At 40.2% G+C, this 20,982-nt stretch carries 19 protein-coding genes and 1 tRNA gene; 15 read left to right on the top strand and 5 right to left on the bottom strand.

Annotated features, from left to right (window positions below; genetic code table 11):
- Positions 1-222: 222 nt before the first annotated feature.
- A tRNA-Arg gene (locus tag BN2425_RS06585) sits at positions 223-296 on the bottom strand.
- Positions 297-376: 80 nt separating this feature from the next.
- A complete protein-coding gene (locus BN2425_RS06590; protein ID WP_042456584.1) occupies positions 377-1,114 on the bottom strand; it encodes a YwaF family protein in 738 nt (245 codons plus the stop codon).
- 228 nt (positions 1,115-1,342) lie between these two features.
- Between BN2425_RS06590 and mutS the strand changes: the two genes are divergently transcribed.
- Both mutS and mutL read left to right on the top strand, forming a co-directional pair.
- Positions 1,343-3,955, top strand: a complete 2,613-nt coding sequence (mutS, locus tag BN2425_RS06595; RefSeq protein ID WP_195891908.1) for a DNA mismatch repair protein MutS — start codon at positions 1,343-1,345, stop codon at positions 3,953-3,955.
- Positions 3,956-3,976: 21 nt separating this feature from the next.
- Entirely contained in the window at positions 3,977-5,914 is a 1,938-nt protein-coding gene (gene mutL / locus BN2425_RS06600; protein ID WP_042456591.1) for a DNA mismatch repair endonuclease MutL, read from the top strand.
- A gap of 335 nt (positions 5,915-6,249) precedes the next feature.
- Here mutL and mreBH read toward each other — a convergent pair whose 3' ends face one another.
- Positions 6,250-7,260, bottom strand: a complete 1,011-nt coding sequence (mreBH, locus tag BN2425_RS06605) for a rod-share determining protein MreBH (RefSeq protein ID WP_042456593.1) — start codon at positions 7,258-7,260, stop codon at positions 6,250-6,252.
- A 392-nt stretch (positions 7,261-7,652) separates the two neighbouring features.
- On the opposite strand from mreBH, the gene miaA reads away from it, so the two are divergent.
- The 7 genes from miaA (at position 7,653) to glnA (ending at position 14,624) form a co-directional block, all read left to right on the top strand.
- Complete coding sequence (gene miaA / locus BN2425_RS06610; protein WP_042456655.1) at positions 7,653-8,612, top strand: tRNA (adenosine(37)-N6)-dimethylallyltransferase MiaA; 960 nt, start codon at positions 7,653-7,655, stop codon at positions 8,610-8,612.
- A gap of 28 nt (positions 8,613-8,640) precedes the next feature.
- Positions 8,641-8,871, top strand: coding sequence for an RNA chaperone Hfq (gene hfq / locus BN2425_RS06615; RefSeq protein ID WP_042456596.1), 231 nt, complete (start codon positions 8,641-8,643; stop codon positions 8,869-8,871).
- A gap of 205 nt (positions 8,872-9,076) precedes the next feature.
- A complete protein-coding gene (gene spoVK, locus BN2425_RS06620; protein ID WP_042456599.1) occupies positions 9,077-10,024 on the top strand; it encodes a stage V sporulation protein K in 948 nt (315 codons plus the stop codon).
- A gap of 136 nt (positions 10,025-10,160) precedes the next feature.
- Complete coding sequence (gene hflX / locus BN2425_RS06625) at positions 10,161-11,423, top strand: GTPase HflX (protein WP_195891907.1); 1,263 nt, start codon at positions 10,161-10,163, stop codon at positions 11,421-11,423.
- A 16-nt stretch (positions 11,424-11,439) separates the two neighbouring features.
- Complete coding sequence (locus BN2425_RS06630; RefSeq protein ID WP_042456602.1) at positions 11,440-12,711, top strand: methionine gamma-lyase family protein; 1,272 nt, start codon at positions 11,440-11,442, stop codon at positions 12,709-12,711.
- A gap of 141 nt (positions 12,712-12,852) precedes the next feature.
- A complete protein-coding gene (locus tag BN2425_RS06635) occupies positions 12,853-13,260 on the top strand; it encodes a MerR family transcriptional regulator (protein WP_042456605.1) in 408 nt (135 codons plus the stop codon).
- 29 nt (positions 13,261-13,289) lie between these two features.
- Positions 13,290-14,624: a type I glutamate--ammonia ligase gene (gene glnA / locus BN2425_RS06640; protein WP_042456608.1), complete on the top strand. Its 1,335-nt coding sequence runs from the start codon at positions 13,290-13,292 to the stop codon at positions 14,622-14,624.
- 124 nt (positions 14,625-14,748) lie between these two features.
- Here the strand turns inward: glnA and BN2425_RS06645 are convergent, their stop codons facing one another.
- Both BN2425_RS06645 and lexA read right to left on the bottom strand, forming a co-directional pair.
- Entirely contained in the window at positions 14,749-15,045 is a 297-nt protein-coding gene (locus BN2425_RS06645; RefSeq protein WP_052352790.1) for a DUF4257 domain-containing protein, read from the bottom strand.
- Between the two features lie 268 nt (positions 15,046-15,313).
- A complete protein-coding gene (gene lexA, locus BN2425_RS06650; RefSeq protein WP_042456611.1) occupies positions 15,314-15,937 on the bottom strand; it encodes a transcriptional repressor LexA in 624 nt (207 codons plus the stop codon).
- A gap of 159 nt (positions 15,938-16,096) precedes the next feature.
- On the opposite strand from lexA, the gene yneA reads away from it, so the two are divergent.
- The 6 genes from yneA to BN2425_RS06680 all read left to right on the top strand — a co-directional run bounded on the left by yneA (position 16,097) and on the right by BN2425_RS06680 (position 20,823).
- On the top strand, positions 16,097-16,420 hold the full coding sequence (gene yneA, locus BN2425_RS06655; protein ID WP_042456613.1) for a cell division suppressor protein YneA: 324 nt from the start codon (positions 16,097-16,099) through the stop codon (positions 16,418-16,420).
- A gap of 12 nt (positions 16,421-16,432) precedes the next feature.
- On the top strand, positions 16,433-17,092 hold the full coding sequence (locus BN2425_RS06660; protein WP_042456616.1) for a YneB family resolvase-like protein: 660 nt from the start codon (positions 16,433-16,435) through the stop codon (positions 17,090-17,092).
- A gap of 256 nt (positions 17,093-17,348) precedes the next feature.
- Positions 17,349-17,579 (top strand): DUF896 domain-containing protein, encoded by a 231-nt coding sequence (locus tag BN2425_RS06665; protein WP_042456619.1) that lies wholly within the window; start codon positions 17,349-17,351, stop codon positions 17,577-17,579.
- A 172-nt stretch (positions 17,580-17,751) separates the two neighbouring features.
- Positions 17,752-19,758 carry a transketolase gene (gene tkt / locus BN2425_RS06670; protein WP_042456622.1) on the top strand — a complete coding sequence of 669 codons (2,007 nt, stop codon included), beginning with the start codon at positions 17,752-17,754 and terminating at the stop codon, positions 19,756-19,758.
- Positions 19,759-20,089: 331 nt separating this feature from the next.
- Complete coding sequence (sirA, locus tag BN2425_RS06675) at positions 20,090-20,530, top strand: sporulation inhibitor of replication protein SirA (protein WP_042456626.1); 441 nt, start codon at positions 20,090-20,092, stop codon at positions 20,528-20,530.
- Positions 20,531-20,607: 77 nt separating this feature from the next.
- Positions 20,608-20,823 (top strand): YneF family protein, encoded by a 216-nt coding sequence (locus BN2425_RS06680; protein WP_042456629.1) that lies wholly within the window; start codon positions 20,608-20,610, stop codon positions 20,821-20,823.
- Positions 20,824-20,982: the final 159 nt, after the last annotated feature.

Genomic DNA, 20,982 nt, shown 5'->3' on the forward strand with positions numbered 1-20,982 from the left:
GGCTAATCCAAAAATGGCATAAAAATTGACCCCAAAGGGGTCGGTTGGAATAAAAATCTATGGTAAAAAGGTTCATAATTAGAAAAAGGCACCCAAATGGGGACATTCGGAAGGCCTTTTGTCTACAATCTGAAACGCCCTTTGTAGGGCGTTTGTTTTTTGGGGAAGGTGTAATAGAATAGGAAAAAAAGAAAAACCCTTGTTGCACAAGGGTTTTAGTGACGTCCCAAAGAGGATTCGAACCTCCGACCTACAGTTTAGGAAACTGTTGCTCTATCCTGCTGAGCTATTGGGACAAGTAAAGAAAAAATAAAAAGTTCATTAATAGGAACGTTTTCTATTATAAAGAGTTAATCGGCTGAGGTCAACAAAAAAGTTAACGAATTGAAAAATCTTTGGGTTCTTTGATTTTGTTTCCGTCTTTTTCACGGAAAAGGAGCCAAACAATGGAACTGAGTACAATTAGTAAAGCTTCCATCGATAAAATATAGACAGGATAGGGGCCTAAATAATTCAACAAACTGGCACTGGCAGGTTTATGACTTAAGAACATATAGTTTCCGTTTACCCATTTGTTAATCAGCAAAATAAACGGCAACAATACGTTTAAAAAAACAAACAGTTTAACAATCGACCAAATGGTGGGCCGGTAACCTTTCACCCAAGTAAAAAACAGGGACACCCAAATGATGATTAAATGCGTTAAGAAAAAGTGGAAAAACCGGAAATGAGGAAAATCGTAATGCAAAACGGGTGTGAAAACCGCTTGTGATGCTCCTAAAAGTGCTGTGAATAACAGAATCTCATAGAAAATCTTCTTTTTGGTAAATAGTAAAAGAATCGTTAAAATCCAACTGATATTGCATAATTCTAAAGGGAGGGAATGACTGACTAGCCAGTTGTGATTCCAAAGCATCCAAATATGGTAAACTGCTTCAAAAACAATTAGGAAAACGGCCAGCCAAAATTCAAACTTGGCCCATTCAATCGGTTTTAATTTTTCTCTCCTTAATAATAACAACGTAGAACCGATAAGGAGTAAGGCAATCATTACGATATGGCTGACTGAAAACATTTCAAAACGATAACCTTCGACTTGGCCGCCAAACCACATTCACGAGCCTCCACTTAGTTAGACATTCCTAAAACTATTTTATGCCGTTACACTCGTATGCTTGATATATTTATTTTACCATTAATTTACCATTATAAACATTAAAATAATGGACAATTTAGCAAGGCATTTTAAGAGAATAGGATATTTCTGCCTAATAAAGTTGGCGAAATGTATGTTATAATAATTTGTCGAAGATACTCGAGAGAATTAGAAACAATGGAGGAAATTATGGCATACACTCCGATGGTACAACAATACTTACAAGTCAAGGCAGATTACCAAGATGCCTTTTTATTTTTTCGCTTAGGCGATTTTTACGAAATGTTTTTTGACGATGCTGTAAAAGCATCACAGGAACTGGAGATTACCTTAACAAGCCGAGAGGGCGGAATGGAGGAACGTATCCCAATGTGCGGCGTCCCTTACCATTCGGCCGCAAACTATATTGAAACGTTGATTTCTAGAGGCTATAAAGTGGCCATTTGTGAACAGGTAGAAGATCCCAAGCTAGCAAAAGGTGTCGTGAAGCGGGAAGTGATTCAACTCATCACTCCGGGAACGATGATGGAAGGCAAGGGGCTTGCTGACAAAGAGAACAACTATATTGCTTCTGTTACCGCGTTTGACGACCAGACCTATGGATTTGCTTATAACGATATTTCAACCGGTGAAAGCAAGGTAACCTTGCTTGCGAAGAACTTTGATGAAGTATTAAATGAATTATCTGTTTTAAACGCAAAAGAAGTAGTAGTTGCCAGCGATTTTGATGGGGAACTACAAAGGAAAATGCGTGAGCGGGATATCCTAACGATCTCATTTGAGGATAATAGTTCAATAGAGTTGAACTTTTCCCACTTGCTTGAAAATCTAAATCAAGACAAGTTGAAGCAGACGGCTGCCAGACTATTTAACTATTTATTCCGCTCCCAGAAACGGAGCTTAGACCACCTTCAGCCGGTTACTACCTATCAAATACAACAATTTTTAAAAATTGATTATTATTCCAAGCGGAACTTGGAGCTTACAGAAACCATCCGCTCTAAGGGAAAAAAAGGTTCTTTGCTTTGGCTGTTGGATGAAACGATGACAGCAATGGGTGGAAGGATGCTGAAATACTGGATTGACCGTCCATTAATCGACCGGGAAGAGATTCAGCATCGTCATAATTTAGTGGAAGTTTTGATGAGTCACTATTTTGAACGGCAGGACCTGCGGGAAAAATTAAAAGAAGTATACGATTTGGAACGGCTTGCCGGACGGGTCGCCTTTGGCAACGTAAATGCCCGGGATTTGGTCCAATTAAAACGCTCCTTAATGCAGGTTCCCTTTTTAAAAGAAATCCTTCAATCTATGAACAGTGAAGAAATGGAACGGTTGGCGGAACAGTTGGACCCATGTGAAGAAGTGACGGATTTGTTAGAGCAGTCAATTGTGGAGAATCCACCGTTATCGTTAAAAGAAGGCAACATGATTCAGGATGGGTATAACGAGCAGTTGGATCAATACCGCGATGCCAGCCGCAACGGCAAAACCTGGATAGCCCAGCTGGAGCGGGAAGAGCGGGAAAAAACGGGCATAAAATCGTTAAAAGTCGGTTATAACCGTGTCTTTGGCTACTACATTGAGGTGACTCGTGCCAATCTGCATCTGTTAGAAGAAGGACGCTATGAGCGGAAGCAGACCCTGACCAATGCCGAACGGTTTATTACTCCAGAGTTAAAGGAGAAAGAGGCATTAATTTTACAAGCAGAAGAGAAAATTGGCGAATTAGAGTATGACTTGTTCACAGAGATTCGCGAAATTGTGAAAGAATATATCCCACGTTTGCAGGCATTAGCTAAAGCAGTCAGTGAACTGGATGTACTGCAAAGCTTCGCCAAGGTTAGCGAGGACCGGCATTATGTAAAACCGGTATTTTCACAAGACCGCAAAATTAGAATCAAGGACGGCCGCCACCCTGTTGTGGAAAAAGTATTAAATTCTCAGGAATATGTGCCGAATGATTGTGATATGGACAGCGAGCGTGAGGTACTTTTAATTACCGGTCCGAATATGTCTGGTAAAAGTACGTACATGCGTCAAATTGCTTTGACCGCAATCCTTGCACAGATTGGCTGCTACGTGCCAGCAGCAGAAGCCATTTTGCCAATCTTTGATCAGGTATTTACCAGAATTGGTGCCGCTGATGATTTGATTTCAGGGCAGAGTACATTTATGGTGGAAATGCTGGAGGCTAAAAATGCGATTGCCAATGCTACACAAAATAGCTTAATTCTATTTGATGAAATTGGGCGTGGAACATCAACTTATGACGGCATGGCATTGGCCCAAGCGATTATTGAATACATTCATAACCGGATAGGGGCAAAGACGCTGTTCTCGACTCACTACCACGAATTAACGGTATTGGATGAAGAACTGGCCAAATTAAAGAATGTGCATGTGAGTGCTATTGAACATAACGGCAAAGTCGTGTTCCTGCACAAAATTAAACAAGGTCCAGCTGATAAAAGTTACGGGATTCATGTCGCTCAGCTTGCGGAATTGCCCCCTGAATTAATTAAACGGGCCAATGAAATTTTAACCGCATTAGAGCATTCATCAGAAGTTTCTGTTCCGATAAAATCTGCGGAAACCATAAAGGAACAGCCGGCAAAGCCTGTGGAAGAAACATCTCAATTATCCTTCTTTGATGAACCAGCTCAGCCGAAAAAGCAGGAACCATCAGGAAAAGAACGAAAAGTGTTAGAGAAAATAAAACAGCTTGACTTATTGGATGTAACACCGCTACAAGCGATTAACATGCTTTATGAGTTGCAAAAGAAGTTAAAGGGCTGAAAAAAGTAAGGAGGCAGTATCATGGGGAAGATCATTCAATTAGACGATGCTCTTTCAAATAAAATAGCGGCGGGAGAAGTTGTGGAACGCCCTGCCTCAGTTGTCAAAGAACTAGTTGAAAACTCGATTGATGCGGGAAGCACCGTGATAGAAATAGAAGTCGAAGAAGCAGGACTTGCGAAAATCAGGATCACCGATAATGGCGGTGGAATTGATGAGGACGATGTGCTAATCGCCTTTCAGCGCCATGCGACTTCCAAAATTAAAGATGAAAATGATTTGTTCCGCATTCGTACCCTAGGGTTCCGGGGCGAAGCTTTGCCAAGTATCGCCTCTGTATCTAGGCTCGAATTAAAGACCTCCACCGGTGAAGGGGCGGGAAACTTAGTTGTGATTGAAGGCGGCAAGGTCGTGACGTTTGAAAAAGCGTCGAGCAGACGCGGCACGGATATTACGATTACCGATTTATTTTACAATACACCGGCTCGATTGAAGTATATGAAGACAATCCATACGGAGCTTGGTAACATTACGGATGTCGTGAACCGTTTAGCTTTGGCCCATCCAGAAGTTGCGTTCCGGTTAATCCACAACGAACGGAAGCTGTTACAGACCAATGGCAACGGTGATGTCCGCCAAGTGCTTGCCTCTATTTATGGATTGGCGATTGCCAAGCAGCTTGTGCCGATTTCGGGGACATCTCTGGACTATAAGATATCCGGATATGCCTCGATGCCGGAGGTGACCCGGGCTTCACGAAACTATATTTCTACCATGATTAATGGCCGGTTTATTAAAAATTATCCATTGGTAAAAGCGATTCAGGAAGGCTATCATACACTGCTTCCAATCGGCCGATTCCCCATTGTCCTGCTTAGCATTGAAATGGATCCGTTATTAGTCGATGTGAACGTCCATCCATCGAAAATGGAAGTCCGCTTTAGTAAAGAACCAGAGTTAAATGAATTGGTTAGCACAATCATAAAAAATACGTTCAAATCAAAGGTATTAATCCCTACCGGCTTTACGCCATCGAAAGCACAGCAGCCGAAGTCCGAGCAAACTGCACTTGAGCTTGATGAGGGCACACTGCCATCGAGTATTTATGCTGCAAAACCGACATTCACGAAACCGAGTACGGATGTTTTTACAGAATTTCAAACTCATGAAGTTCCTATAGAAAATCAAGTGAGAGATTCTTTTGGTATTTCTGCTAACCAAGAAAAACCTGCCGAAATTTCACCTGTTAAGAGTTCAACATGGGACCAAATTAACCCGTTTAGCTATGATTTTCCTCCAGAAGAGGTAAACGAGTTTCCTTCTCATGAAGAGCCAGAAACACATCAGGTAGTGCAGGAGACCGATTCTAGTGAAAGCAGGGTACCGAGGATGTATCCGATCGGACAAATGCATGGAACTTATATATTCGCTCAAAATGAAAATGGCTTATACATCATTGACCAGCATGCGGCGCAGGAACGGTTAAAGTATGAGTATTTTCGTGAAAAAGTGGGACGTGTCGATTCGGAACTGCAAGATATGCTGATGCCATTAACTTTTGAATATGCATCAGATGACTATTTGAAAATCATTGAATATAAACATGAACTCGAAAAGGTAGGCGTGTTTTTAGAGGAATTTGGGATTAACAGTTTTATTGTTCGTGCCCATCCCACGTGGCTGCCAAAGGGGCAGGAAAAAGAGATTATTGAAGAAATGATAGAACAGCTCCTCTCGATGAAAAAAGTCGATATTAAGAAACTTCGTGAAGAGGCGGCAATTATGATGAGCTGTAAGGCATCCATCAAAGCCAATCGACATCTGAGAAACGATGAAATTCAAACCCTCCTGGATGACCTTAGAAAAGCTTCAGATCCATTTACCTGTCCGCACGGCAGACCTATAATTGTCCATTATTCTATTTATGAAATGGAAAAGATGTTTAAGCGAGTTATGTAATATAAATTGTACTTTCAATTCGCAAAGACGAATCGGACTTTTCTTGTTGAATAGGGGGCTGGGAGGGATTCTTTCAAATGCCCTCAGTAGATTGGTGTTTTATAGTTAACTCCTTCTAATGCCTTAATAGCTGTCTAATGAAGAGTTAGGGGAAGTAGAGAGCCTTCCTAACGCCCAAGAACCCATCCGAAGAGAAGTCAGGGGAAGTAGGGAGCCCTCCTAACGTCCGAGAACCAATCCAAAGACGAGTTAAGGTAAATAGAAGACCTCCCTACCACCCGAGTACCATGCTAATCTGGTTTTAGGGTTAATAGAAGCCAACCACCCCAATCATCTTATTTGCTTATCGTAGCAGGAAGTTTATTAATATAAGGAACTGCCATGCCAGTACCGATCGCCACAGATTCTAAAGGCTCTTCGGCCAATTGGACAGGAACAAAAATTTCTTTGCTCAACCAGTCTTTCATCCCATTCAAGAGAGCGCCGCCGCCTGTCAAAATAACTCCACGGTCAACAATATCACCGCTAAGCTCTGCAGGACAATCCTCCAGTGTGGCCCGGACAGCTTCTAAGATATGAAGCAATGATTCCTTGATCGCATTTCGAATTTCATAGGATGATAGTTTAATCGTTTTAGGCAGCCCTGTAACAAGGTCGCGTCCGCGGACATCCATGAACTTTTCCTCGTGATCAATCAACGCATAGCCAATCTCCATTTTTACATTCTCCGCTGTTCTTTCCCCAATCATCACATTGTATTCTTTACGAACATACTGAATCACATCTTCATCCAAGCGGTCGCCGCCAACTTTAATCGAATGACAAGCCACAACCCCACCAAAGGAGATAATCGCAACCTCCGTATTTCCTCCGCCGATATCCACAACCACATTGGCAATCGGTTCATCGACCGGAAGACCAGCACCAATCGCAGCTGCTACTGGTTCTTCAATCAGGGTGATTTTTTTAGCACCGGCATTTTTTACGGTGTCATGGATAGCCCGTCTTTCCACGCTAGTCGAACCTGATGGAATACACACAATTACATTTGGCTTACGAAGGGCTAAACCAATCTTTTTAGATGCTTGTCGCATAATGTGCTTAATCATTTCAGTTGTCGTATCAAAGTCTGCAATCACGCCATCCTTCAACGGACGGACAGCAATAATTTTCTCTGGTGTTTTCCCGATCATTTCCTTTGCTTCCATACCGACAGCCACAATTTTTTTCGACTCTGTATCAATGGCCACGACAGATGGTTCATTCACTACAATTCCTTTGTTCTTGCTATAGACCAGTGTATTTGCTGTTCCTAAATCAATACCAATATCAAATCCTGAAAACATATTATTCACCTTTATTTCTTATTTTTATTTATTCACCATCGTTCACTTCATGAGGCTACTGACATAATCTGAGTTATTTCTACAAGAATAAACTACGAATAAGCTTATCACTGTTTTGGGGGTGAAAAGGCTTTTGTAAAAGAACCGTTATCTTTTTGTAAATATGTAAGAAATATTTACCTGATTTGGTTTGTAAAAATCATTCTTGAATTTACGCATAGAAAACAATGATTTTGACTATACTTGTTTGATGTTCAACTGCGTTTAAATTGTGGTACGATAAAGCTGAGTCACACGGGAATCTTAGTAGAGGATTCGTGACTTTTCAATGTGATAATCTTCTACTTAGCTGAGAGTTAATTTTTATAAGTGGTAAAGGTAGTGTGAAAAGTTTGGATGAAAACCAAAAGTTATTAGTCATTATCGGACCAACCGCAGTCGGAAAAACAAAATTAAGTATCGAACTTGCTAAACGTTTTAATGGCGAAATCATCAGCGGAGACTCCATGCAAATATACCGTGGCATGGATATTGGGACGGCTAAAATCAAGCACGAAGAAATGGAGGGTATCCCCCATCATTTAATTAACATTAAGGATCCAAATGAAAGTTTTTCTGTTGCTGAATTCCAACAGCTTGTCAGGGCTAAAATAACGGAGATTGCCCAAAAAGGAAAACTTCCAATCATAGTTGGTGGTACCGGATTATATATTCAGTCGGTTATTTACGACTATCAATTCTCCGATGTTACGGGTAACCAAGATTTTCGCAAGAAGCTGGAGGAACGCGCCAAAGAAATTGGCAACGAGGCTTTACACCAGCAGTTAAAAGAAGTTGACCCGGTAAGTGCCGCCAAGATACATCCTAACAATGTAAGAAGAGTCATACGTGCACTTGAAATACACCATCTGTCAGGTGAAAACAGTCAAAATGGGAATAAACAAGAGATGGAACCAGACCTTTTATACAATGCAGCCATGATCGGATTAACAATGGACCGCGAGCAACTCTATGAGAGAATTAATGCGCGTGTTGATTTGATGCTCTTAGAAGGATTATTGGATGAGGTTAAACACTTATATGAACAAGGTTTGCGTGACTGTCAATCCATTCAAGCGATAGGATATAAAGAAATATATGAATACTTGGATGGGCGCATTTCATTGGAACAAGCGGTGGAAAACCTTAAGCAAAATTCCAGGCGCTATGCCAAAAGGCAACTTACTTGGTTTCGGAACAAAATGGAGGTAAAATGGTTTGATACAACGAATGTGAAAATTTTCTCAAAAAAAATAGATGAAATTTCACATTATGTTGAAGGAAAGCTTCAAGTAAAATCGAATACATATTAGTAGAGATAAAAGAGGAGGATTTACAATAATGAAAACAACCATTAATATTCAGGACCAATTTTTAAACCAATGCCGCAAGGACAACACAAACGTCACAGTATTTTTATTAAATGGATTTCAATTAAGAGGCCAAATTAAGGGCTTTGATAATTTTACTGTTCTCTTTGAATCCGAGGGGAAACAGCAGCTTGTTTATAAACATGCGATTTCTACATTTGCTCCTCAAAGAAATGTACAACTTGATTTGGATAACCAATAAACGATTTGAAACCAGAGCCCATTATTGGGCTCTTTTTTCATTTATAAGCAAGAAAACCTTTAATGAAATGACTTAACGGTGAATACACATAGTATGAAAGATTATGTATTTGAAAATAACACAAATGGTTGTTTATGGACATTCAGTAAAACGGCGATAAAAAAGACCATATAGGGTATTGTCTGCAGAATGAGAGGTGAAAGCTTTGGATCAACCCATTCGTACGAAGAGCAATGGTCAAATAAGAGTCGTTCTTAAGAATCAAGAAAGGAAACCTGTAACGAAAGAGTTACCAGACTTTCATGTTGCTCCAAAGGTTATTTCCCCTGAGCATTCGGCTCTAAAGGATATAGAAGAAGAACTTGGAGCATTAGTTGGAATGGAGGAAATGAAACGAACCATAAAAGAAATTTACGCTTGGATATATGTCAATAAAAAGCGGGAAGAAATGGGGCTAAAAGCAAAAAGGCAAGCCCTGCATATGATGTTCAAAGGGAATCCGGGAACTGGGAAAACTACCGTAGCAAGGCTAATCGGAAAATTATTTCATAAAATGAATGTTCTTTCAAAAGGGCATCTGATTGAAGCAGAACGTGCTGACCTAGTGGGGGAATACATTGGGCATACCGCTCAAAAAACACGGGACCTGGTTAAGAAAGCCCAAGGAGGAATCCTGTTTATTGATGAAGCCTATTCGTTAGGAAGAGGCGGCGAAAAAGATTTTGGCAAGGAAGCCATTGATACACTAGTAAAGCATATGGAAGATAAACAGCACGAATTTATCCTGATCCTTGCGGGGTACTCCAGAGAAATGGATTATTTTTTATCCCTAAATCCTGGGCTCCATTCACGCTTTCCATTAGTGATTGATTTTCCGGATTACAATATTGATCAATTAATGGAAATAGCCAGCAAAATGTTGGCGGAAAGGGAATATATGTTTAGCCGTGAAGCTGAAAAAAAGCTAAAGGACCACTTAATTTGGGTGAAATCAGTGCTGAATCCCAATCATTTTTCCAATGGCAGATACATCAGAAATATTATTGAAAAATCAATCCGCTCACAAGCAATGAGGCTGCTCATGATTAACGCTTATGATAAGCACGAATTGATGACCCTGAGGAGTAATGATTTAGTTTTTGAGGAAGACTAGTACTCACAGGAAATGAGGTATATATTGAAAAAATCGGCCAATCTTAGGGAATGCCGATTTTTTTAATACTCAGTAGGAAAATTAGAGAATCAAGGAACTTTTTGGTATGATGGATTAAGCATGAGGAAAGGAATGGATGTCTTTGGAACAACAGGAAACAAAAGAAAAGGTCATTCTTGTTGGCTGCCAAACAGATGATGAAGATGCTAGGTTCCAATATTCAATGGAGGAACTAGAATCATTAACAGATACAGCACAAGGAAAGACGGTAGCCACACTTGTTCAAAAACGGGAAAGAATTCATCCCGCGACTTATATCGGCAAGGGGAAAGTGGAGGAGCTGCAAACATTGGTGGAGGAGCTCGAAGCGGATATCGTGATCTTTAATGATGAACTGTCACCGAGCCAGAAGCGGAATCTAGCTTTAGGAATCGAGGCTCGCATTATCGACCGCACCCAGCTGATTTTAGATATTTTTGCGACTCGCGCTCGGTCTAAAGAAGGGAAACTGCAGGTAGAACTTGCCCAACTTCAATATTTATTGCCGCGGCTCGCTGGTCAAGGTACCGCATTATCGAGGCTTGGTGCCGGTATTGGGACAAGAGGACCTGGAGAAACGAAATTAGAATCAGACCGACGCCATATCCGCCGTAGGATTGATGATATCAAAAGTCAGCTTTCCGTGATTGTTCAGCACCGAGAACGATATCGCGAACGGCGCAAGAAAAATAAAACCTTCCAGGTGGCAATTGTAGGGTATACGAATGCTGGCAAATCCACCTTGTTTAACCGCCTTTCGGAAGCGGATTCCTATGAAGAAAATCAATTGTTTGCCACACTGGATCCCATGACAAGGAAATTAATCCTGCCGAGTGGTTTTTTGGCATTGATTACCGACACGGTTGGTTTCATACAAGATTTGCCGACTGCTTTAATTGCTGCCTTCCGCTCGACCCTTGAAGAAGTAAAGGAAGCAGATTTGCTTCTTCATGTAGTGGATATGTCAAACCCGGATTATTATCAGCACGAAAAAACCGTCCAGAAGCTGTTGGAGGATTTAGAAGTGAAAGACATTCCGCAGATTACGGTTTATAATAAACGAGATATCAAGCATCCAGACTTTGTTCCAACATCTGATACACCAACTGCGTTCATTAGTGCGTTTGATGAAGAAGACCGCCACGCATTAAAGTTAAGAATTGAGCAGGTTATGATGGATATGATGGAGCCCTACAAAGTGGAGGTTCCTTCGACTGAAGGAAAACTGCTTTCTCAATTAAAAAACGAAACCATCTTAAGAGAACTTTCGTTTGATGAGGAAAAAGAGTTATATCGCTGCAGAGGATACTCCTTACAGGATCATGGAATAACAGGGCAATTGCAGAAATTTAAAGTTTAGATTGGAGTACATCAACATGTTTCAACAGTTAAAAAATGGGGAAAAGCTTCAGACGTTAGTAAGAGAAGTAGAACAGCAAATCGCTGAAGTACATAAACAAATCGAGGAGAAAATGGAAACCAACCAATTTCGGGTACTCGAAAGCTTTCAAAAACACAGAGTGAGTGATTCGCATTTTATTCCTTCCACAGGATATGGCTATGATGATATCGGCCGGGATACTCTAGAGAAAGTTTATGCGGATGTGTTTGGTGGTGAAGCGGGACTTGTCAGGCCGCAAATTATCTCTGGTACCCATGCAATTTCAATTGCATTATTTGGGGTGCTTCGTCCCGGTGATGAACTCCTATATATTACCGGGAAACCTTATGATACATTAGAGGAAATCGTTGGGATCCGCGGCAACGGAGTCGGTTCGCTGCGCGAATTTGGGATTTCCTATGATAGTGTTGCCTTAACAAGCGAGGGAGGAATTGATTGGGACGCAGTAGCTCAAAAAATAACACCCAAAACTAAGATGATAGGGATTCAACGGTCCAAAGGCTATGCGGTTCGTCCATCATTTACCGTAACGGAAATTGGCGAAATGATTAAGTTTGTAAAAGAAATCAAACAAGACATCGTCGTTTTTGTAGACAATTGTTACGGTGAATTTGTGGAGGAGATCGAGCCATGCCATGTTGGAGCGGATTTAATGGCGGGTTCATTGATTAAAAACCCTGGGGGCGGAATAGCCAAAACCGGAGGATATATTGTCGGAAAGAAAGAATGGGTAGAGGCCTGTTCTTATCGGATGACTTCGCCTGGCATCGGTGCCGAAGCAGGTGCATCTCTTTATAGCCTGCAAGAAATGTATCAAGGATTTTTCCTGGCGCCGCACGTTGTCGGACAGGCGCTAAAGGGGGCAGTTTTTACGGCCGCTATGCTTGAAAAAATAGGAATGAATTCGTCTCCAAAATGGAATGCAAAGAGGACGGATTTAATTCAGTCGGTGCAATTTGACGACAGAGACAAAATGGTGTCCTTCTGCCAAGCCATCCAATTTGCCTCACCGATTAACTCTTATGTCACCCCGCATCCTAGCTATATGCCCGGTTACGAGGATGATGTCATTATGGCAGCAGGAACGTTTATTCAAGGAGCTAGTCTTGAACTGACGGCCGATGGTCCGATTCGTCCCCCTTATGTTGCCTATGTCCAAGGCGGGTTGACCTACGAGCACGTAAAAATTGCCATTTGTCTTGCCCTCGATCATTTAGTTGAAAAGGGATTAATGGAATTAAATTAGGAAATGATACGAAGAACAGCCAAATTAGAAGCTGTTCTTTCCTGTTTAAAAACCATGTTAGATTTTCTGACATATCATTGACATCTTTTCTAACAATAAATATAATAGCAGTATGAAATAGAAAAAAGGAGGAGAAATTTGGTGAGTGGGAAAGAAATTCGTCGTTCGATGCCGCTTTTTCCAATCGGTACTGTTATGCAGCTGACAGAGCTATCTGCAAGACAAATCCGATATTATGAGGAGCACCAGTTAATTTCTCCGGCAAGGAACCAAGGTAACCGCCGGTTATATAGTTTAAACGATATTGATAGATTATTAGAGATTAAGGATTTAATCGATCAAGGTGTTAACATGGCCGGAATTAAACAAATATTCCTTGTCAAACAACAACAAGAACAAACTAATAATGAACAGCAGCAATCGGAAAAAGCAAAACGTGAGTTAACGGACGATCAGTTGCGTCATCTTCTCCGCAATGAATTAATGCATTCAGGAAGATTCAATCGCTCCACCTTGAGACAAGGTGATATGTCTCGCTTTTTCCATTAAAAATTCTTACTAAAGCAGGGGGAAATGAAATGACTAAGTACACACGCGAAGATATTCAGCGCATGGCGAATGAAGAAAATGTAAAGTTTATCCGATTGCAATTCACTGACATTCTTGGAACGATTAAAAACGTGGAGATTCCAATCAGCCAATTGGAAAAAGCGCTGGATAACAAAATGATGTTTGATGGTTCTTCGATTGAGGGGTTTGTACGTATTGAAGAGTCTGACATGTATCTGTTTCCAGATTTAGATACATGGGTCGTCTTCCCATGGACAGCTGAAAAAGGAAAAGTAGCACGCCTAATCTGTGATATTTATAATTCAGATGGTACTCCATTTGATGGAGACCCTCGCAACAATTTGAGACGGGTATTAAAAGAAATGGAAGAACTTGGTTTTACTAACTTCAACCTTGGACCAGAGCCTGAATTCTTCTTATTTAAATTAGACCAAAATGGAGAACCAACTCTAGAGTTAAACGACCAAGGCGGATATTTTGACTTAGCTCCAACTGACTTAGGTGAAAACTGTCGCCGTGATATCGTACTTGAATTAGAAGAAATGGGCTTTGAAATTGAAGCTTCTCACCATGAGGTTGCTCCTGGCCAGCACGAAATTGACTTTAAATATGCAGATGCGCTAACTGCTTGCGATCAAATACAAACATTTAAGCTTGTCGTTAAAACTATTGCTCGTAAGCATGGATTGCATGCAACCTTCATGCCAAAACCATTGTTCGGTGTAAACGGATCTGGAATGCACTGTAACCTTTCATTATTCAAAAACGGCCAAAATGCTTTCTTTGAACCAACAGGCGATCTTCAATTGAGCGACACTGCCCGTCAGTTTATCGCTGGTGTACTGAAGCATGCACCAAACTTTACAGCAGTAACCAATCCTACTGTAAACTCTTTTAAACGATTGGTTCCTGGATATGAAGCACCTTGTTACGTGGCTTGGTCTGCTAGAAACCGTTCACCATTAATTCGGATCCCTGCTTCCCGCGGTTTAAGTACTCGTGTTGAAGTCCGCAGCGTTGACCCGGCTGCTAATCCATATCTAGCTATGGCTGTTCTATTAAAAGCTGGTCTTGACGGAATTAAAAATAAATTAACTCCTCCTGCACCAGTTGACCGTAATATCTATGTGATGAGCAAAGAAGAAAGAATTGAAGAAGGCATCATCGATCTTCCTGCAACATTAATGGCTGCTCTCGAAAACCTAAAATCAGACGAAGTAATTGTTTCTGGTCTTGGCGAGCATATCTTTGAACACTTTGTTGAAGCAAAAGAAATTGAGTGGGATATGTTCCGTACGGTAGTCCATCCTTGGGAACGCGAACAATATATGTCAATGTATTAATTGTTAGGAAATCATTTGATCCATCAGCAAAAACACTCAGTTAATGTAACTGGGTGTTTTTGTGGTTTATGGGGGAATTTAAAAACTTGGATGAAGAGTTTGTCTTTTGTCATTAGTTTATAAGTTATGGTTCGTTATTTTTCTGGCTGTTCTCGCTTAATAGCCTCGCCCTTAAAAGGATGGCATCACCGGCAATGCCTGCAATAATAGAATAAAGAATCGTTTCAACGAAAGAGTTTGGGGCTATATACAAAACCAGGAGAAGGGCGGCGACAGAACCTAGCAGCATTTCTTGCAAAAAGCCGAGGTAAAGAAATTTTTTTGTTCTTCGGGGCATAATGATTTTTCCATGTTTAAAGACATGTCCAATAATACCAACTAAACCACCAATTACAAACGAGAAAATCATGTCATCATACACTTATTCTCACTCTCCTTAAGCCTGATTTTTTGACCTAAGGTAAATCTTGGTGTATTAACATTATACAAAACTTGGAAACACAATAGCATAGGTAAATATATGCAATTTTCAATAAATTGAAACAATATTGTTAGATATATGAAACATAGCCTCTATACCTTGACTATAAAGTGCCGACAATCAGGATTGCCGGCACTTTAGTAAATTCGCTATTCTCTTAACAACCAGACGGTAAATCGAAAGAAATTCTCATTGATTTTGTGACTTCTTAATGAATTTGTCTATATACTCCGATAACTTTTCCAAGGATAGATACATTTTTTAGAATAATGGGATCCATTGTGGAATTTTCAGGCTGCAGCCTAATAAAATCCTTTTCTTTAAAGAACCTTTTGCAGGTAGCCTCATCATCTTCCGTCATGGCTACCACAATATCCCCATTATTAGCTGTTTGCTGCTGCTTTACAATAACATAGTCTCCATCTAGTATTCCGGCTTCTATCATACTTTCACCCATGATTTCCAGCATGAATACTTGTTCATCTGCGGGCACAAGTCTTTCAGGGAGCGGAAAATACTCTTCAATATTTTCAATGGCTGTAATAGGCATCCCGGCAGTGACTTTACCCACTACAGGAACGTTAATAGCTTGGTTTCTTGGTATACTTGCTGCTTCATCTGCTTCTAATACCTCAATTGCTCTTGGCTTAGTAGGATCTCGTCGAATCAATCCTTTGCTTTCCAATCTGGCTAGATGGCCATGTACGGTAGAGCTGGATGCAAGCCCGACAGCTTCTCCAATTTCTCTAACGGATGGAGGATAGCCTTTGCTCTTAACCTCGTCTTTTATGAAATTCAAAATATCCTGCTGCCGCTTTGATATTTTTACCATGATAAATTGCACCTCGCCCTGGTTAATGTTGTCTTTATTATAGCATGTTCGCATTTTTTATACAAACATAAGTTCGAATTTTTTGTTGACAACAAACAAGCGTTCGGATTATACTAAAAACAGAAATTGCGAACATATATTCTACAAGAGGTGTTTAGTATGAAAAATTTATGGACTCAATACTCCTATGCTATCATTCTTTTACTTATAAGTTGTGCCTTTGCCCTAATTTTTACGATTCAGCACCGACCGAACGATCAAGAGCAATATATGAAAATTACTGTCTCGGACGGAGACTCCCTATGGAAGATTTCTAAAACGTACGCTAATGACCACTCTATGACCAATAAAGAATTTGTTAATTGGGTAAAAAAGCATAACAAGAAAATAGACGATGAAATTTATCCAGGTGAAGAGATTATCATTCCTATAGGCAACGACGTTTCAACAGTTACAGAATTAGCCGGTGCAATGGAAGAATAGAAAGGGAACACAATGAAAGCAATTATCTACTGTCGCGTCAGTACCAATAAAGAAACACAAGAAACCTCCCTAAAGCGTCAGGAGGAAGAGCTCATTCAATTAGCTGCTCAGTATCAGTTTGAAGTTGCTGCTGTCATTAAGGAGCAGGCGAGCGGCTATGAAATTGACAGGGAAGGTATACTTCAACTGCTAGAACATATAAAGGAACCGGATGTACAAGCGGTTCTCATTCAGGACGAAACAAGAATTGGCAGAGGAAATGCCAAAATTGCTATCCTGCACTGTATTGTTAAAGAAGGAATAAAGCTTTATAGCATTGCTCATAATGGTGAATTACAGCTGTCCGAGTCTGATTCCATGGTATTGCAAATTGTCAGTATGGTAGAAGAATACCAGCGGAAATTACATAATGTGAAAATAAAGCGTGGCATGAAACGAGCCGTTCAGCAGGGCTATAAACCCCAAAAAAACTTAAAAAATCTTGGGGAGAATTCGGGTCGTGAAAAAATTGAAGTCCCGGTGGAGGAAATCGCTAGATTGCGGACAAATGGGCTAACCTTTGCCGAAATTGCAGCTACATTAAGGGGATTTGGTTACCCCATTTCGAAGGCAACTGTCCATAGGAGATACCAAGAATATATTGAAAGAAAAACTATGGAAGATCCGAATTGAATTAATTGAACACTAATTAGGAATCCAAAGGGGAAACCCCTTTGGCCGATTTTATATAGTAACAACAGGCAATATACATGAAGCACTTGATTTTTTATTTAAACCGATAAATTAACTATAAAATCCTCCCAACATAGGTTAACATGTATAGTTTAAATGTGGGAATAATTTTAGATAACACCTTCTGCCTTGTCAGAAGGTGTTATTTTTAGTAAAATCAATTTTTATGTAGTAGATTTCGAAAGAAGGTGCATGCATGCTATCTAAAGAGAAGTTGGCAAGAATTAATGAACTTGCAAGAAAAGGTAAAACTTCGGGCTTATCAAAAGAAGAAGCGAGGGAGCAAAGCTCATTAAGAAGTGAGTATCTAGCAGCCTTTCGTTCCCAGATGTTAGATACATTGACCCATACCACAATCATCGATCCACAGGGAAACGATGTCACACCAGAAAAAATAAAACAAAGGAAAAAAAGAAACCTTCATTAAAGGAATACAAAATTGTATTCCTTTTTACATATTAGGCCACTAATTGCAGGAATATATTAAATAAAATTACTTTTTGTTCCATTTTTTATTATATTAGTTGAATTAATGACCAGTGAAATATAATATTAAAATTGTGGGTTAATAATCCTGTGAAAAAGAGAGGATGTAAAAGATGTTTAATACGATTGATGATTTATCCGTAACCACAATCCGTACATTAGCTATTGATGCGGTTGAGAAAGCAAACTCAGGCCATCCTGGAATGCCGATGGGGGCTGCTCCAATGGCATATACATTATGGACAAGATTTATGAACCATAATCCGAAGAATCCGAAATGGTTTAACCGTGACCGTTTTGTTTTATCTGCAGGCCATGGTTCTGCTTTACTATACAGCATGTTACATTTGTCCGGCTACAATCTTTCTATCGATGACTTAAAACAATTCCGTCAATGGGGCAGTAAGACTCCAGGCCACCCTGAATATGGCCACACGGAAGGAGTAGAAGCAACTACTGGTCCACTTGGACAAGGGATTGCGATGGCTGTTGGAATGGCAATGGCTGAACGTCATCTAGCCAGTGTTTATAATCAAGACAATTATGAAATTGTGAACCATTTTACATACGGTATTTGCGGAGACGGCGATTTAATGGAAGGTGTGTCTGCTGAAGCAGCATCCCTAGCAGGCCATTTAAAATTAGGTCGATTGGTTGTTCTTTATGATTCTAATGATATTTCTTTAGATGGGGATTTAAATAAATCTTTCTCTGAGAGTGTAAAAAACCGTTTCCAATCCTATGGCTGGCAATACCTTCGTGTTGAAGATGGAAATAATATGGAGGAAATTGCGAAAGCTTTAGAGGAAGCACAGAACGATCTTGACCATCCAACTATTATTGAGGTAAGAACTGTTATCGGTTTTGGTTCGCCAAATCGCGCCGGAACTTCAGGCGTTCACGGAGCACCACTTGGGGCCGAAGAGCTGAAACTGACCAAGCAAAGTTATCAATGGACATTAGAAGAAGATTTCCATGTTCCGGATGGGGTATATGAAAACTTCCGCAAATTAATTGGCGAAAACGGCGAGAAAAAAGAAAAAGAGTGGGATGATCTGTTCGCTCAATATAAAAATCAATATCCAGAATTAGCAACACAACTTGAACAAGCCTTGAACAACCAACTTCCTGAAGGCTGGGATAAAGACATTCCTGTTTATGCTGAAGGTAAAAGCCTAGCATCCCGTGCTTCATCTGGTGAAGCCTTAAATGGGATTGCTAAGAATCTTCCAATCTTAATTGGCGGATCTGCTGACCTTGCGGGTTCTAATAAAACAACCATTAAAGGAACAAAAGACTATATGCCTGGCTCTTATGATGGCCGCAATATCTGGTTTGGCGTTCGGGAATTTGCGATGGGTGCTGCGATGAATGGTATTGCTCTTCATGGTGGAGTCAAAGTATTCGGGGGAACTTTCTTTGTCTTCTCTGATTACCTTCGCCCTGCTATTCGCTTGGCAGCCCTCATGGGACTACCAGTTACTTATGTCTTCACTCATGACAGTATCGCAGTTGGAGAAGATGGGCCAACCCACGAACCAATCGAACAACTTGCTGCTCTAAGATCCATGCCGAATCTTTCGATTATTCGTCCAGCTGATGGTAACGAGACTGCTGCAGCATGGAAATTGGCTGTCGAGTCCACGAATAAACCAACAGCATTGGTGTTAACTCGGCAAAACTTACCTACATTAAAAGGAACAGATCAAAACGCATATGATGGTGTGAAGCGTGGTGCATATGTGGTTTCACCAGCATCCAAAGAAACTCCAGATGCCTTATTGCTTGCATCCGGTTCCGAGGTAAGCCTTGCAGTTGAAGCGCAACAAACACTAGCTGGTGAAGGCATCGACGTATCTGTTGTCAGCATGCCATCATGGGATCGATTTGAGGAACAATCACAAGAATACAAACAATCCGTTCTTCCGAAAAACGTAAAAAAACGTTTGGGAATCGAAGTAGGCGCATCTCTAGGCTGGCATAAATACACCGGAGACGAAGGCGATGTTTTAGCTATAGATCGATTCGGCGCCTCCGCACCTGGCGAAAAAGTAATGAGCGAATACGGCTTTACAGTAGAAAATGTCGTGTCAAAAGTAAAAGCTTTACTTTCAAAATAAAAGAGACATGGGGACGGTTATTCCGTCTCTTTTTTTTGTATAAGGCTCTGTTAAACGATAATGTTGATTTTCTTAACTCTGTTGATTGGAGCGCCTGGAGCGGAAATCAACCAACCAAATTTAGTAGAGCCTTGTATAAAATATTAATAAAATATGAAAAATGGCAATTTTAGCAGGATAATGGCTTTCTTCTATTGAATAAATCAAATAAAAGAATAAACTACTTGACAATCGACAAAAGTAGTGGAAGTTTTTGCCGCCATAAGACAAATGTTTCCTTACTGATTTTTTATAATGAATAAAAGGACATGTCAGCGAAGGAGAGGTCTGTGTGAGAAAATATCAGCTATATTTAATAGAAGATGAATTTGCCACCCATTACTTCGGACGAGAGCGTATATTTTTTCGGCTTTTTCAGGATCAGCAGCAGGCGCGCGGCGAACTAGAATATATTATTAATAAACAAATCCATTACATAACGAAGAGATTAGAAGTTTTAAAAATCCATCAATTGATACAAAAACAGTTAGGTAAATTATCTGGATTTAGAGCTGATCATGGTGCATATACACTTGAATTAAGTGGAAAAATAAGCAGAGCAAAATTAGAGGTGTTCCAAGAGTTAATCACGATTGAGGCACAAGGGTCCTTTGAAGCAGAAACCGCATTTTTTGAAGTTCTTCGAAAATGCGAGTCTTCCTTCCTGGCAATCGACATGGAACATGAACGGTTTGGCTGGTTGAAACCGATAAAAGAAAGAAAATTTGTCTAATCAAAATGAAATATTGTCTATTTGTGTTTTATTTAGTAAACTGATGTATGTTAGACAACTTGAAGGAGGAAGTTTTAATGGGTATGTACATTCTAGTTGGTATACTCTGCTTGGCTGCAGGTATAGCGCTAGGATTTTTCATTGCTCGCCGTTATATGATGAGCTATTTAAAGAAAAATCCGCCAATCAATGAGCAAATGTTAAAAACAATGATGATGCAGATGGGTATGAAGCCATCCCAGAAGAAAATCAATCAAATGATGAATGCGATGAACAAGCAGCAATCAAAATAAACTGTTTTTTAAATCGTTTATTTTAATGGTTGATTAGCCATAATACCTATTCTTTCAAAACCACTTTTTCGCCAAAAACGGAAAGGTGGTTTTTTTATTTTACCGCTAGTGACTGTGAGGGTGTAATTTTTTACTATTTTCAATCTTTATTATTTTATA

The sequence above is a fragment of the Neobacillus dielmonensis genome (assembly GCF_000612665.1).
GTDB lineage: Bacteria > Bacillota > Bacilli > Bacillales > Cytobacillaceae > Neobacillus > Neobacillus dielmonensis.

Excerpts from the sequence above, each read along its gene's own strand:
- tkt (WP_042456622.1), top strand. The coding sequence starts at position 17,752 with ATGTTTAATACGATTGATGATTTATCCGTAACCACAATCCGTACATTA.
- BN2425_RS06590 (WP_042456584.1), bottom strand. The coding sequence starts at position 1,114 with ATGTGGTTTGGCGGCCAAGTCGAAGGTTATCGTTTTGAAATGTTTTCA.
- mutL (WP_042456591.1), top strand. The coding sequence starts at position 3,977 with ATGGGGAAGATCATTCAATTAGACGATGCTCTTTCAAATAAAATAGCG.
- BN2425_RS06665 (WP_042456619.1), top strand. The coding sequence starts at position 17,349 with ATGCTATCTAAAGAGAAGTTGGCAAGAATTAATGAACTTGCAAGAAAA.
- BN2425_RS06660 (WP_042456616.1), top strand. The coding sequence starts at position 16,433 with ATGAAAGCAATTATCTACTGTCGCGTCAGTACCAATAAAGAAACACAA.
- lexA (WP_042456611.1), bottom strand. The coding sequence starts at position 15,937 with ATGGTAAAAATATCAAAGCGGCAGCAGGATATTTTGAATTTCATAAAA.
- glnA (WP_042456608.1), top strand. The coding sequence starts at position 13,290 with ATGACTAAGTACACACGCGAAGATATTCAGCGCATGGCGAATGAAGAA.
- hfq (WP_042456596.1), top strand. The coding sequence starts at position 8,641 with ATGAAAACAACCATTAATATTCAGGACCAATTTTTAAACCAATGCCGC.
- BN2425_RS06680 (WP_042456629.1), top strand. The coding sequence starts at position 20,608 with ATGGGTATGTACATTCTAGTTGGTATACTCTGCTTGGCTGCAGGTATA.
- hflX (WP_195891907.1), top strand. The coding sequence starts at position 10,161 with ATGTCTTTGGAACAACAGGAAACAAAAGAAAAGGTCATTCTTGTTGGC.
- yneA (WP_042456613.1), top strand. The coding sequence starts at position 16,097 with ATGAAAAATTTATGGACTCAATACTCCTATGCTATCATTCTTTTACTT.
- BN2425_RS06630 (WP_042456602.1), top strand. The coding sequence starts at position 11,440 with ATGTTTCAACAGTTAAAAAATGGGGAAAAGCTTCAGACGTTAGTAAGA.
- mreBH (WP_042456593.1), bottom strand. The coding sequence starts at position 7,260 with ATGTTTTCAGGATTTGATATTGGTATTGATTTAGGAACAGCAAATACA.